Genomic DNA, 13,438 nt, shown 5'->3' on the forward strand with positions numbered 1-13,438 from the left:
GGTTCCGCCCCCGCTCCCCCCGGCGATGGCCGGGGGGAGCCGCGTCAGTGTCGTTCCCGCACCGACCCGGCGTCGACCAGCAGCTCGCGGGTCGCGCGGAAGGCGTCCCGCATCCGCCGGTCGTGGGTGATGAGCAGGACCGTGCCGCCGAACGCGTCCACGGCCTGCTCGAGTTGCTCGATCGCCGGCAGGTCCAGATGGTTGGTCGGCTCGTCCAGCACCAGCAGGTTCACCCCGCGCTGCTGCAGGAGGGCCAGCGCGGCACGGGTCCGCTCCCCCGGTGACAGTGACGCGCAGGCGCGGGCGACGTGCTCTCCACCGAGCCCGAACTTGGCGAGCAGGGTGCGGGCCTCGGTGGGGTCGAGGCCGGCCGGGTCGGCGGCGACGCAGAACGTGTCCAGCAGCGGGTCCGGCCCGCCGAACTCCGTCCGTGCCTGGTCCACCGTCCCGGGCTGGACCCCCGACCCGACGGTCGCGCGGCCCGAGTCGACCGCCCGCTCCCCGGTGATCGCGGCGAGCAGCGTGGTCTTGCCCGAGCCGTTGGAGCCGCTGATGAGGATCCGGTCCCCGGCATCGATCTGCAGGGTCACCGGGCCGAGGACGAAGTCGCCGCGGCGCACGACGGCCTCGGCGAGCACGGCCACCACGGAACCGGAGCGGGGCGCTGTCGCGATCTCCATCTGGAGCTCCCACTCCTTGCGCGGTTCGGCGACCACCTCGAGGCGTTCCATCGCCCGCTCGGACTGGGAGATCTTGGCGGCCTGCTTCTCGGAGCGCTGGCCCGCCCGGTTCCGGATGTGCTTGTCGCGCTCCGCGTCCTTTCCGCCGGTCTTGCGCATCGTGTTGCGCACGCCCTTGTCCAGCCAGGATTTCTGTGTCTGCACGCGGTCCTTCAGCTGATCGACCCGGCCCGCGTACTCCTCGTAGGCGTCGCGGGCCCGTTGCCGTGCCAGCGCCCGTTCGGCGAGGTATGCCTCGTAGCCGCCGTCGAAGACGGCGATCTGCTGCTGGGCCGAGTCCAGTTCGACGATGCCGGTGACGCACCTGGCCAGGAACTCGCGGTCGTGGCTGACCACCACCATCGGGCGCCGTTCGGCCTGCATGAAATCCTCGAGGACGGCCAACCCCGCCAGGTCGAGGTCGTTGGTGGGCTCGTCCAGCAGCAGGATGTCGTACTGGCTGAGCAGCACGGCGCCGAGGTTCACGCGGGCGGCCTGCCCTCCCGACAGCGCCGACATCGGCAGGTCCGGGACCGTGTCGTCCAGCCCCAGCCGGGCTGCGGTGACGGGGATCCGCTCGTCGAGGTCGCCACCGCCGAGCGCCAACCAGCGCTCCAGGGCGTCCCCGTAGGCGTCGGCGGCCGAGTCGGAATCCGCCATCTGCCCTGCCAGCGCGTTCATCCGCTCGAGCGCGTCCGCGACGCCGGTGACGCGGTGCAGGAAGTCGCGGACCACCTCGTCGTCGTCGCGCTCCACCTCCTGTCGGAGGAGCCCGACCGTGGCGTCCGGCGGGCTGAGGGTGAGCTGCCCGGTCATCTCGGCGACGGGGTCGCCGGCCAGCGCGTGGAGGAGGGTGGATTTTCCGGCACCGTTGGGTCCGGTGAGACCCCAGACGTCCCCGGGTGCGACGACGAGGTCGAGCCCGTCGAACAGGGTCCGCGCCCCGCGGGTGGCACCGAATCCGCGGGCGGTGAGGGTCGCGGTCACGATCCCGCCAGCAGCCGGGCGCTCGTGTGGAGGCAGATGGAGGCGGCGGTGACGATGTTCAGGCTCTCGGCCCTTCCACGGATGGGGATGCGGACGCGGAGATCCGCCCGCGCGGCGAGGTGCTCGGGCACCCCGTGGGCCTCGTTGCCGAAGATCCACGCGGTCGGCTCGGCGAGGACGTCATCCGCTCGCTCGACGTCCACCTCTCCGTGGGCGTCGGCGACCGCCACCTGCAGGCCCGCCCGGTGCGCCCGGTCGATCAGGTGGTCCTCGGCGATCCCCCGCACGACGGGGAGATGGAACAGGCTGCCGGCGGACGCCCGGACCGCCTTGGGATTCTCCGGGTCGGCCGCGCCCTCGGTGAGCCAGACCGCGTCGGCCCCGAGCGCGTCCGCGACGCGGACCAGGGTGCCGACGTTGCCGGGTTCGGACAGCGCCTGGCCGACGGCGACCAACCGGGGCAGCGGTTCGGTCCCGGCCGCGGGCCCGCCGGCGACCGGGTCCGCGTTCGCCGTCCGCACCACGGTGCGGCACAACGCGACGATGCCCGTGGGGGTGACCGTGTCCGACAGCCCCTTCAGGGCCCGGTCGGTCGCCACGGACACCGGGATCCCGGCTGCGTGGGCTGCGTCGACCAGGCCGGAGAACCGGTCGAGTGCGTCGGCGGTGCAGAAGATCTCGACCGCGACGCCGGTGGCCACCGCCGCCTCGACCGAGTTGGTGCCCTCGGCGAGGAACCGGCCGGCCTTACGCCTGGCGGCGGCGCGGTGGAGCTTGGATGCGGAAACGACCCGCGGGGTCCGTTCGGTGAACGGATCCGCGGGTCGTCCCGCGCCCTCTGCGGGCGGAGTGTTCGTCAATTCGCGGGCGTCAGGCAGCCGGCGCGTTGACGTCGGCCGGCAGCGCCTTGCGCGCGACCTCGACCAGCGCCGTGAAGGCGGCCGGGTCGGTGACGGCGAGGTCCGCGAGGACCTTGCGGTCGACCTCGACGCCCGCGAGCTTGAGGCCCTGGACGAAGCGGTTGTACGTCATGTCGTTGGCGCGGGCCGCGGCGTTGATGCGGGAGATCCACAGCTTGCGGAAGTCGCCCTTGCGCGCACGACGATCGCGGTAGCTGTAGGTCATCGAGTGGAGCATCTGCTCCTTGGCCTTGCGGTACAGCCGCGAACGCTGTCCGCGGTAGCCCTTGGTGGACTCGAGTACGGTCCGACGCTTCTTCTGGGCGTTGACTGCCCTCTTCACGCGTGCCACTGATCAATCCTCACTGGTTTGGGCCGGTCGCTCGTGGGCGACCGGAAGTCTCTTCGGTGGTGGGAGGGCTCAGAGCCCGAGAAGCCGCTTGATGCGGGGGACGTCGGCCGGGGCGACATCCGTACGGCCGTCGAGGCGACGGGTGCGCTTGGTGGGCTTCTTCTCCATGATGTGGCGACGGTTGGCCTGCTGGCGGACCAGCTTGCCGGTTCCGGTCTTCCGGAAGCGCTTGGCGGTGCCCTTGTGGGTCTTCATCTTCGGCATGATCGGTCTTCCTCACATGGTTCGTCCCGGAAGGCCCGGTGGGACCTCGGGTGTGCGGACGTCGGGCGTCCGTGGTCTGGGCGGCGGAGTGCCTATTCGGAAGCGGGGTCCGTGACCTTGGACTCCTGCGCCTTGGCGCGGGTCTTGGCGCCCTTGTGGGGGGCGACGACCATGGTCATGTTGCGGCCGTCCTGCTTGGCGCTGGTCTCCACGTATCCGTACTCGGTGATGTCGTCCGCCAGGCGCTGGAGCAGACGGAAGCCCAGCTCGGGGCGGGACTGCTCACGTCCGCGGAACATGATCGTGACCTTGACCTTCGAGCCCTTCTCCAGGAAACGGACGACGTTCCCCTTCTTGGTCTCGTAGTCGTGGGTATCGATCTTCGGACGGAGCTTCTGCTCCTTGACCACGGTCTGCTGCTGGTTCTTCCGCGACTCGCGCTCTTTCTGCGCCGCCTCGTACTTGAACTTTCCGTAGTCCATGATCTTGCAGACCGGCGGGCGCGCGGTGGGCGCGACCTCGACGAGGTCCAGATCGGCCTCCAGGGCCAGACGAAGTGCATCCTCGACGCGAACGATCCCCACCTGCTCGCCCCCGGGGCCGACGAGTCGGACTTCGGGGACACGGATTCGTTCGTTGATACGTGCTTCGGCGCTGATGGGCCCTCCTCGGTAGATGGTGCTCTGTCGCGACCACTGGCGCGGTCGCGCATCCGCCCTCGAGGGACCCCGGGCCACACCGGGTACGCCGGTGAAACCGAGAAGGCCCCACGGCAGGGATGCCGGGGGCCTCTCACTCCTCACCCGTCGACGACGAGACTTCCGCGATCACTCGCGGCCCCTCGTCGGGGTGGTGACCATCAAACTGCCTTCCGGCGTCGGATGGTGGGAGATCGGGCTCCTCTTGGACGATGGAACCCACTACGTAGCAGGTTCCCACAGTCGGGAGTTGACTGTACCAGTCGTCGGCGTTGCCCCCAAACCGGTGGCTGGCGACACGATATCGACCGGTCCGTGGGACAGTGTTCGGCATGACCACCGACCAGCCCGCCTCCACCGACCAGGCCGCCGCCGAGAACCTGCTCGAGGGGCACCTCGACGCCCGCGAGGTCGAGGTCGTCGATCTGGCGGACGTCTCCGCACAGGAGATCATCTTCCGTTCGATCGTCGTCCTCATGAGTGCCGCTGCTGAGAAACTGGGGCTCTCCGACGACGACCCCTCCGCCAGCCCGCGACTGGATCTCGACGAGTCCCGCAAGCTCATCACGGCCCTCGCCGGCCTGGTGGCCGGGTCGGCCGAACACCTGGGGCCGCAGGCCCGGGTCGTCAAGGACGGTCTACAGGGGCTGCAGCGCGCGTTCCGCGAGGCCAGCGCGTACCCCGATGAGCCCGGCGAGGGCCCCGGCGAGAAGTTCACCGGCCCGGTCTACTGACCGCGCCGCGCCGACCGCGCCGCCCACTGACCGCGCCGCGCTGACCCGACGGGCCCCGGTCCGGGGCCATCCGTCCCCGACCGGGAAGCCGTCAGCGTAGGGCGCGCGCCTTACGTGCTGCCTTCGCAGCGGTCTTCTTGGCCGTCGCGGACGCCGCTGACCCCGCCTCGGCGGTCTTCTCAGCCTGCTTCTTCGAGGACTGGTTCGTCGTGGCGACAGCCTTCTTCGTCGGTGACTTCCTCGCCGACGCCTTCTTCCCCGTCGTCTGCTCGGTGACCACGGACTCCCTCGCGTCCTCGTCCTCCCCGTCGGCCACCCCGGGGAGCACTTCGGCAAGGAAACGGCCGGTGTGGCTCCCGGGTACGGTCGCCACCTGCTCCGGGGTGCCTTCGGCCACGACCGAGCCGCCCCCGGCACCGCCCTCGGGCCCCATGTCGATGACCCAGTCGGCGCTCTTGATCACGTCGAGGTTGTGCTCGATCACGATGACCGTGTTGCCCTTGTCCACCAACCCCTGGATGACCAACAGCAGTTTGGTGATGTCCTCGAAGTGCAGACCGGTGGTCGGCTCGTCGAGGATGTACACCGTCCGCCCGCTCGACCGCTTCTGCAGTTCGGCGGCCAGTTTGACGCGCTGGGCCTCACCACCCGAGAGGGTCGGGGCGGGCTGACCCAACCGCACGTATCCGAGCCCCACCTCGGTGAGGGTCTGGAGGTAGCGATGGATCGAGGTGATCGGTTCGAAGAACTCGCTCGCCTCCTCGATGGGCATGTCCAGAACCTCGGCGATGGTCTTGCCCTTGTAGTGCACTTCCAGGGTCTCACGGTTGTACCGCGCCCCGTGGCACACCTCGCACGGCACGTAGACGTCCGGCAGGAAGTTCATCTCGATCTTCAACGTCCCGTCACCCTGGCAGGCCTCGCAGCGCCCACCCTTGACATTGAACGAGAACCGGCCCTGCTTGTACCCGCGGACCTTGGCCTCGGTGGTGGCGGCGAAGAGGGTGCGGATCTTGTCGAACACGCCGGTGTAGGTGGCGGGGTTGGAGCGCGGGGTACGACCGATCGGCGACTGGTCCACCTGGACGAGCTTGTCGAACCCGTCCACGCCGTCGATCCGGGAGTGCCGGCCGGGCACCTGTCGGGCCCGGTTGAGCTGATTGGCCAGCGAGGTCGCGAGGATGTCGTTGACCAGGGTGGACTTGCCCGAACCGGAGACGCCGGTGACCGCGCACAGCACGCCGCCGGGGAAGACCACGTCGACGTTCTTGAGGTTGTTCTCCCGGGCGCCTTTCACGTGCAGACGCTTGTCGGGGCTCGGCGCGCGCCGCTTGTCCGGGATGGCGATCTGACGACGCCCGGCGAGGTAGTCGCCGGTCAGCGATTCGGAGTTGGCCAGCAACCCCTTGTAGTCGCCCGAGTGCACGACCCGGCCCCCGTGCTCACCGGCGAGCGGCCCGATGTCGACGATCCAGTCCGCCGAACGAATGGTGTCCTCGTCGTGCTCCACCACCAGCAGCGTGTTTCCGAGGTCGCGCAGCCGGACGAGGGTGTCGATCAGTCGTCGGTTGTCCCGCTGGTGCAGACCGATGGACGGTTCGTCCAAGACGTAGAGGACGCCCGCGAGACCCGATCCGATCTGCGTGGCCAGGCGGATTCGCTGGGCCTCGCCACCGGACAGGCTGCCGGCGACGCGGTCGAGCGACAGGTAGTCCAGCCCCACGTCGAGCAGGAAGCCCATCCGTGCCTGGATCTCCTTGAGGACACGACCGGCGATCATCGCCTGGCGCGGGTCGAGTTCGAGCCCGTCCAGGAACGCAGCGCAGTCCTCCACGGACATGCGGCTGATGTCGGCGATCGAGCGCTCCGTGCCCCCGGGTCCGGCGAGGGTGACGGCGAGGATCTCCGGCTTGAGCCTCGTGCCGTCGCATCCCGGGCACGGCACCTCGCGCATGTAGCCCTGGTAGCGCTCCTTCTGCGATTCCGATTCGGTCTGGTCCAGGCGACGCTTGAGGAACGACATCACGCCCTCGAACTTCGCGTCGTAGGTCCGGACGCGGCCGAACCGGTTGCGGTACTGCACCCGGACCTTGGTGGGGGCGCCCCCCATCACGGCCTTGCGCACCTTCGCGGGCAGGTCCTGCCACGGGGTGCGGAGGTCGAAGCCCATGTCCCCGGCCAGGCCGGTCAGCAACTGCTGGAAGTAATCGGCGCTCTGGCCACCCGACCATGGTGCGATCGCGCCGTCGGCGAGCGACCGCTCGGGGTCCGGGACGACCAGGTCCGGATCCACCTCCAGGTGGGAACCGAGACCGTCGCACACGGGGCAGGCCCCGTAGGGGTTGTTGAACGAGAACGCGCGGGGCTCCATGTCGTCCAGCGCGATCGGGTGCCCGTTCGGGCAGGCCATGTGCTCGGAGAACCTGCGGTGCCGGGCGGGGTCGGAGTCGTCGAGGTCGACGTACTCGATCACGATCACGCCGTCCGCCAGCCCCAGGGCGGTCTCCACGGAGTCGGTGAGCCGCTGCCGTGAGGACGGCTTCGCCGCGAGCCGGTCCACGACCACCTCGATGTCGTGCTTCTCCTGCTTCTTCAGGACGGGCGGCTCGGCGAGCGTGTGCAGCTCGCCGTCCACCCGCACGCGGCTGTACCCGTCGGCGGCGAGCTGGGCGAAGAGGTCGACGAACTCACCCTTGCGTGTCCGGACGACGGGGGCGAGCACCTGGAACCGTGCACCCTCCTCGCCCTCCAGGATCTGGTCGACGATCTGCTGAGGGGTCTGTCGGGAGATCACCTCCCCGCAGGTGGGACAGTGCGGGACCCCGGCGCGGGCGTAGAGCAGGCGCAGATAGTCGTGCACCTCGGTGATGGTGCCGACGGTCGAGCGGGGATTGCGGTTGGTCGACTTCTGGTCGATCGACACGGCCGGGGACAGTCCCTCGATGAAGTCGACGTCCGGCTTGTCCATCTGCCCGAGGAACATCCTGGCGTAGGAGGACAGCGACTCGACGTAGCGGCGCTGGCCCTCGGCGAAGATGGTGTCGAACGCCAGCGAGGACTTGCCGGACCCTGACAGTCCGGTGAACACGATCAGCGAATCGCGGGGGACGTCGATGTCCACGCCCTTGAGGTTGTGCTCCCGTGCGCCGCGGACGACCAGACGGTCCACCATGGGTTCTCCTTCCGAGTCGGGAGGCCGCCACGTCTCCGTGGCGAAAGCCGCACCTGCCGCATGGCTGCCGTTCCCGCAGACGAAGGTACCAACGTAGTACGACACGCTTCCGGCCACCGACCGCGCCCGACGTCGGTAGCCTGCCGTTATGTCGAATCCCACCGAGTCACTACCCGACCGCATCACCCTCACCGAGGGCTACTCCGGCCGTACCGGAGGCCGACTGACCGGCGAGCGCTGGACCGTGGGCCCCGCCCGACTGACCAAGATCTCGGTCGGCGAGATGGACAACAACGTCTACGTGATCGAGTCGACCGCGACGGGCGATGTACTGCTCGTCGACGCCGCCAACGACGCGCCGCAGCTGATCTCCCATCTGAGGGACCGCGCACCCGGGGTCAAGGAGGTGCTCACCACGCACCTCCACGCCGATCACTGGATCGGTCTCGCCGAGACGGTCGCCGCCCTCGGCCTGACCACCATCGCCTCCCCCGGCGACGCCGGGGGCATCGACGTCCCCACCGACCGACATGTCGCGCACGGGGACGAGCTCGTGGTCGGCGACCTCCGGCTGGCGGTGATCGGCCTGCGGGGTCACACTCCGGACGGCATCGCACTCGTCCTGCGCACCGACGCGGGCACCCACCTGTTCTCCGGGGACTCCCTCTTCCCCGGCGGCCCCGGGAAGACCGGTTCGGAAGCCGACTTCGCCTCGCTGATGGACGACCTCGAGGCCCGGGTCTTCGACGTCCTCGATGACGACGTCGTGGTCCATCCCGGACACGGGGACGACACCACCATCGGTGCCGAGCGACCGCATCTGGGCGAGTGGCGGGAGCGCGGGTGGTGACCGCGACGGGGGTCCTGCCCCCGTCGCCCTGTGGGCCGACATCCAATCGTTATCAAACCGCCACCGTGTGCGATCGCCGCAGCACACCCCCCCGGTGACGGTCCGTCGACGGGTAGCCCCGGATCGCGACCGGAGGCGCCCTCACCGGGTTCGGACTAGGTTCGACCACGCACTCCCACCTATCCAGGAGGAACGATGATCCGACGACTCGCACGACCCATGCTCGCCACGGTGTTCGTCATCGACGGCGTTGAGACGCTTCGCAATCCGCAGGCCCATGTCGCCGACGCGGCGCCGCTCGTCGACAAGGCCACCCCGCTGGTGGAGAAGGGCGAGCAGGCGGTGAACGACACGGTCTCCGCATCGGTGCCGCCCGTCCCCAAGGACACCGAGACGCTCGTCAAGGCGCTCGCCGGGGTCAAGATCGGCGCGGGCGTCCTGTTCGCGCTGGGCAAGGCCCCCCGCCTGTCGGCGCTCGCGCTCACCGCCGCCCACGTGCCCTCGACCGTCAGCCGCCACGCGTTCTGGATGGAGTCCGACAAGGACGCCCGCAGTCGCAAGACCACCGGTCTGGCGACCGACGTGGCGCTCCTCGGCGGGCTCATCCTCGCCTCGGTCGACACCGCCGGACAGCCCGGGGTGGCCTGGCGCGCCCGGAAGGCCGGCGACAAGATGGCCGCGAAGCTGCCCGGGGCGAAGGCCGAGTCCGCGGCCGCCGGTGCGGCGCTCGCCGGTGTCGCACACACCGTGGCCGATCAGGCGCGTGGCGCGGCGGACGCCGTGCGCGACAAGGCTCCCGAGGTGGCCGACACCGTGCGGGCGAAGGCCCCGGAGGTCGCCGATCAGGTGCGTGACCAGGCGTCCGGCTTCGCCGGGGTCGTGCGTGACACCGCGCCGGTGGTCGCCGCTCGCGTGCGGGATCGCGCGGCCACCGCCCGGGAGCAGGCCGCCCCGATCGCCGCCCAGGTCCGCGAGCAGGCGGGCGCCGCGGCCCACGCAGCGGCCGACGAGGCCCGGCCCTACACCGCGCAGGTCCGCGACCAGGCCGGTGTCGCCACCCGACTCGCCGCGGTCCGGGCCGAGGAGGCCCGCAAGGCCGCGCAGGCCAAGAAGAAGGACGCCCGCAAGAAGGCGACCCGCGCCGGCAAGGACGCCAGGAAGAAGTCCGCCCGGTTCGAGAAGGAGGCGGGCAAGAAGGCCTCCGAGGCCAAGAAGATGACGGACGAGGTCCGCGCGAAGGCCGCCGACGTCATCCGTCCCTGACGACCGGGGCGGGCCACCGCCCCCGGACTACCGCCGGCGGCCACACCGCCTCCCGACGACCCCGCCCCCACCCGGGCGGGGTCGTCGTCGTCTGAGCACCCGTCGCGGTTCCCGGTAGCCTGGTCATCCTGCCCGAACCGACCACGCAGACCCCGGAAGGAGCGCCCGTGACGGGACACGACGCCGTCGACGAGGAACAACGTCACCTCGGCCGCCTCCTCGACCGCCTCGAGGAGTTGCGGGCGGACACGCGTGCGCGCCTGGACGCCGTCCTGCGCGGGTCGGGCGGCACCCCGCAGGCGCGGTCGGAACGGGAGTCGTTCGCCCGGCTCTACACCTCCGAGCTCGCGGCGTTCAGCGCCGCCAACCTGGGCCTGTACTTCGGCCGGTTGGACATGGGGGACGGCGAGGTACGTCGGATCGGGCGCGTGGGTCTCCGCGACGACGACGACGACCTCACGACGCTGCTCCTCGACTGGCGCGCCGACCACAGCCGGCCCTTCTACCTGGCGACGACCGCCCGGCCGGAGGGCGCTCACCGGCGCCGCCACCTGCGGACGATCGGTCGCCGGGTGATCGGGATCCACGACGAGTACCTCACGGCCCCGCAAGACGGTGAGGTCCCCGAGGACCACGACGACGTGGTGGGCGAGTCCGCCCTGCTCGAGGCGCTGGACACCGCCCGTTCCGCCCACATGACGGACATCGTGGCCACCATCCAGCGGGAGCAGGACGAGATCATCCGCAACCCGCACTCCGGCGTCCTGGTGGTCCAGGGCGGCCCGGGTACCGGAAAGACCGCCGTGGCGCTGCACCGCGCCGCCTACCTCCTCTACACGCACCGGCAGCGGTTGGACCGCAGCGGTGTGCTCATCGTCGGACCCAATGCGCGGTTCCTCGACTACATCGCGCGCGTGCTGCCGTCCCTCGGCGAGTCGGGGGTGGTCCTGCGGACGCTCGCCGATCTCTATCCGGGCGTCCGGGCGACCGGACCGGAGACACTGCGCGGCGAGGAGGTCAAGGGCTCCGGCGAGATGGTGGGAATCCTCAAGGCCGCGGTGCGGGCCCGCCAGCTCGCCCCGGAGGCCGACGTCGTGGTGCGGGTCGAGGGACACGATCTGACACTGACCCCGGCGACGGTGCGGGCGGCGAGAGGGCGCGGACGGATGACCCGGCGACCCCACAACCAGTCCCGCGACGCGTTCGCGACGCGGATCATCGACGCCCTCACCGAGCAGTACGTCTCCGCACTCACCGACCCGGTCGGGCGGGCGGAGGACGAGGCATGGTCACCGGACGGCGACGGTGTCGGCGACCTCGGCGACGCCGCCCGCCCCCTGTTGGACGCGGATGACCGCGCGGAACTCCGCCGGGAGGTCGAGGCCTCCCGCGAGGTCGCCGAGGCGATCGACGGGTGGTGGCCGGTGCTACGGCCCGAGCAACTCCTCGCCGACCTGCTGTCGAGCCGCGACCGGATCGCCGAGGCGGCGGGTGACTACGTCGCGGAGGACCAGGATGCGCTCTTCCGGGAAAACGGCGCCGCGTTCTCGGTGGCGGATGTACCGCTGCTGGACGAGCTCGCCGAACTCCTCGGCGAGGACCCGACCGCCGATGGCAGTGAGGCGGACCGCGCGTGGGCGGAGCAGGTCCGACAGGCGGAGGAGGCTCTCGAGATCCTCACGGGTTCGGCCGTGCAGGACATCGAGGACGACCTCGATCCGGAGGTGCTCATGGCCTACGACGTCGTCGACGCCGAGTCCCTGGCCCGCCGTCACAGCGAGGACTCCGATCTCACCGTGGGCGACCGGGCCGGCGCGGACCGGACGTGGGCGTTCGGGCACGTGATCGTCGACGAGGCGCAGGAGCTGTCCACCATGGCGTGGCGGGTGCTCATGCGCCGCTCCCCCAACCGGTGGATGACCCTCGTCGGTGACGTCGCCCAGACCTCGAGCCCGGCGGGCATCGACTCGTGGGCCGATGCCCTGTCGCCGTATGTGGACGACCGGTGGGTGCTGTCCGAGCTGACCGTGAACTACCGCACCCCGGAGACGATCTCCGCCGTGGCGGAGCTGCTGCTCGCCGAGATCGACCCGGCCGCGTCGTCGCCGCGGACGGTGCGCGCGGGGCGACGGCCGGTCGCGTGGCTCGAGCCGGACGGTCGGTCGGTGGCGCAGGCGGTCGCCGAGGAGGTCGCGGCGGTGCCGTCGGAGCGGGCGGTGGCGGTGCTGCTGCCCGATCCCGGCGGCGACGAGGACTCCCGAGGAGACGACGACGACGAACTCGCCGGCGCCGGTTATCCCGCGGTCCACGAGGCTGCCGAACTGGCCCGGCCGGGCACATCGGTGTTGCCGCTGGCGTTGGCCAAGGGGCTGGAGTTCGACGTGGTCGTGGTGGTGGACCCCGAACGCGTCCTGGCGCGCTCGCCCCAGGGGATGCAGGACCTGTACGTCGGCGCCACCCGGGCGACACAGGAACTCATCCTGGTCCAGCCCGGCGGCTTCGGCCCGCTACTCTCGGGTATACGGGACCGTCTCGATGACAGCGCACAGGAGCCCACCGCATGACCCACACCCGATCCCGCGTGCTGGCGGCCTCGGCCCTCATCGCGGTCGCGGCGGCCGGCGGGTGCGGCACCCGGGCGGAGGCCCCGGTCGACAGCGTGTCCGCCGTCGCGGAGCCCCGACCCGTGACCTCCGCACAGACCGCGGCCCGGGACAGGCCCGACCCGCGCACCGACGACGAGCAGGAGTTCCTCGCAGAACTGTCCGGATTCGGCCTCCCCACCGAGATGACCGCCGTCACCACCATCGAGGTGGGCGCCGGCATCTGCGGGGGGATCGCCGACGGCGCGGACGACGAGACGATCCTCGAACGAATCCGCCCGCTCACCAGCGCGATCGCGGCGCAGGACCCGGACCTCGACACCGCCGAGGTGGGTCGGGCGATCGTCGATGCGAGCCGGACCCACCTCTGCCACTGACCCCGGCGGCCGGGTGGGGCGCCGGGTTCGGCGCGCGGTCTAGGTGGTGTGGACGATGAGCACGTCGCAGGTCGCGCGTCGTGCGGCGTCGGCGGGTACGGACCCGAGCAGCCGGCCCGTCAGGGAGTTGAGTCCCTTGTTGCCCACCACGAGGAGGTCGGCCCCCACGTCGTCGGCCAGCTTGATGAGCGATTCGACGGGCGCCCCCTTCACGGTGCGCGCCTCGATCTTGGTCGCTCCGGCCTTCTGGGCCCGGTCCCTGGCGCCGCGGACGATGTCCTCGGCAGGATTGTCCCCGCGGATCTGGTAGGCGTCGTCACCGAGCTGATCCGCGGCCTGGCTGACCGAACGCGGATCGGCGGGCACGTAGGCGCAGGCGATCACGAGGTCCGCCGAGGCGTCGGCGGCCAGCTGCGCGGCGCGATCGACGGCGCGGTAGGACGACTCGGAACCGTCGGTTCCCACCACCACTCTGGTGTAGGCGCTCATTTGCTTCCTCTCCTCGGGAACACGTTTCACC

General features: G+C 70.9%; 12 protein-coding genes. 5 read left to right on the forward strand and 7 right to left on the reverse strand.

Annotation, left to right across the window (positions count from 1 at the left end):
• Positions 1 to 44: 44 nt before the first annotated feature.
• From Q2K20_RS09280 to infC, 5 genes are all read right to left on the reverse strand, one after another.
• On the reverse strand, positions 45 to 1,706 hold the full coding sequence (locus tag Q2K20_RS09280; protein WP_067714054.1) for an ABC-F family ATP-binding cassette domain-containing protein: 1,662 nt from the start codon (positions 1,704 to 1,706) through the stop codon (positions 45 to 47).
• Positions 1,703 to 2,566, reverse strand: coding sequence for a TrmH family RNA methyltransferase (locus tag Q2K20_RS09285; RefSeq protein WP_269502775.1), 864 nt, complete (start codon positions 2,564 to 2,566; stop codon positions 1,703 to 1,705). The genes Q2K20_RS09280 and Q2K20_RS09285 overlap by 4 nt, the downstream gene beginning before the upstream one ends.
• Positions 2,567 to 2,576: 10 nt before the next feature.
• Positions 2,577 to 2,957, reverse strand: coding sequence for a 50S ribosomal protein L20 (gene rplT, locus Q2K20_RS09290; protein WP_007630820.1), 381 nt, complete (start codon positions 2,955 to 2,957; stop codon positions 2,577 to 2,579).
• Between the two features lie 69 nt (positions 2,958 to 3,026).
• Positions 3,027 to 3,221 (reverse strand): 50S ribosomal protein L35, encoded by a 195-nt coding sequence (rpmI, locus tag Q2K20_RS09295; protein WP_007630819.1) that lies wholly within the window; start codon positions 3,219 to 3,221, stop codon positions 3,027 to 3,029.
• 92 nt (positions 3,222 to 3,313) lie between these two features.
• On the reverse strand, positions 3,314 to 3,898 hold the full coding sequence (gene infC / locus Q2K20_RS09300) for a translation initiation factor IF-3 (protein ID WP_082923789.1): 585 nt from the start codon (positions 3,896 to 3,898) through the stop codon (positions 3,314 to 3,316).
• Between the two features lie 353 nt (positions 3,899 to 4,251).
• On the opposite strand from infC, the gene Q2K20_RS09305 reads away from it, so the two are divergent.
• Entirely contained in the window at positions 4,252 to 4,653 is a 402-nt protein-coding gene (locus tag Q2K20_RS09305) for a DUF1844 domain-containing protein (protein WP_069390177.1), read from the forward strand.
• 91 nt (positions 4,654 to 4,744) lie between these two features.
• Here the strand turns inward: Q2K20_RS09305 and uvrA are convergent, their stop codons facing one another.
• Positions 4,745 to 7,825 carry an excinuclease ABC subunit UvrA gene (gene uvrA, locus Q2K20_RS09310; protein WP_069390173.1) on the reverse strand — a complete coding sequence of 1,027 codons (3,081 nt, stop codon included), beginning with the start codon at positions 7,823 to 7,825 and terminating at the stop codon, positions 4,745 to 4,747.
• Positions 7,826 to 7,973: 148 nt separating this feature from the next.
• On the opposite strand from uvrA, the gene Q2K20_RS09315 reads away from it, so the two are divergent.
• The 4 genes from Q2K20_RS09315 to Q2K20_RS09330 all read left to right on the forward strand — a co-directional run bounded on the left by Q2K20_RS09315 (position 7,974) and on the right by Q2K20_RS09330 (position 12,918).
• A complete protein-coding gene (locus tag Q2K20_RS09315; protein ID WP_069390172.1) occupies positions 7,974 to 8,675 on the forward strand; it encodes an MBL fold metallo-hydrolase in 702 nt (233 codons plus the stop codon).
• A gap of 195 nt (positions 8,676 to 8,870) precedes the next feature.
• Positions 8,871 to 9,938: a DoxX family protein gene (locus Q2K20_RS09320; RefSeq protein WP_269502756.1), complete on the forward strand. Its 1,068-nt coding sequence runs from the start codon at positions 8,871 to 8,873 to the stop codon at positions 9,936 to 9,938.
• A 167-nt stretch (positions 9,939 to 10,105) separates the two neighbouring features.
• Positions 10,106 to 12,502 carry a HelD family protein gene (locus Q2K20_RS09325; protein WP_269502754.1) on the forward strand — a complete coding sequence of 799 codons (2,397 nt, stop codon included), beginning with the start codon at positions 10,106 to 10,108 and terminating at the stop codon, positions 12,500 to 12,502.
• Positions 12,499 to 12,918: a DUF732 domain-containing protein gene (locus tag Q2K20_RS09330; protein WP_240341260.1), complete on the forward strand. Its 420-nt coding sequence runs from the start codon at positions 12,499 to 12,501 to the stop codon at positions 12,916 to 12,918. The genes Q2K20_RS09325 and Q2K20_RS09330 overlap by 4 nt, the downstream gene beginning before the upstream one ends.
• A gap of 39 nt (positions 12,919 to 12,957) precedes the next feature.
• Here the strand turns inward: Q2K20_RS09330 and Q2K20_RS09335 are convergent, their stop codons facing one another.
• Positions 12,958 to 13,407, reverse strand: coding sequence for a universal stress protein (locus tag Q2K20_RS09335; RefSeq protein ID WP_069390259.1), 450 nt, complete (start codon positions 13,405 to 13,407; stop codon positions 12,958 to 12,960).
• Positions 13,408 to 13,438: the final 31 nt, after the last annotated feature.

The sequence above is a fragment of the Dietzia sp. IN118 genome (assembly GCF_032905965.1).
GTDB lineage: Bacteria > Actinomycetota > Actinomycetes > Mycobacteriales > Mycobacteriaceae > Dietzia > Dietzia kunjamensis.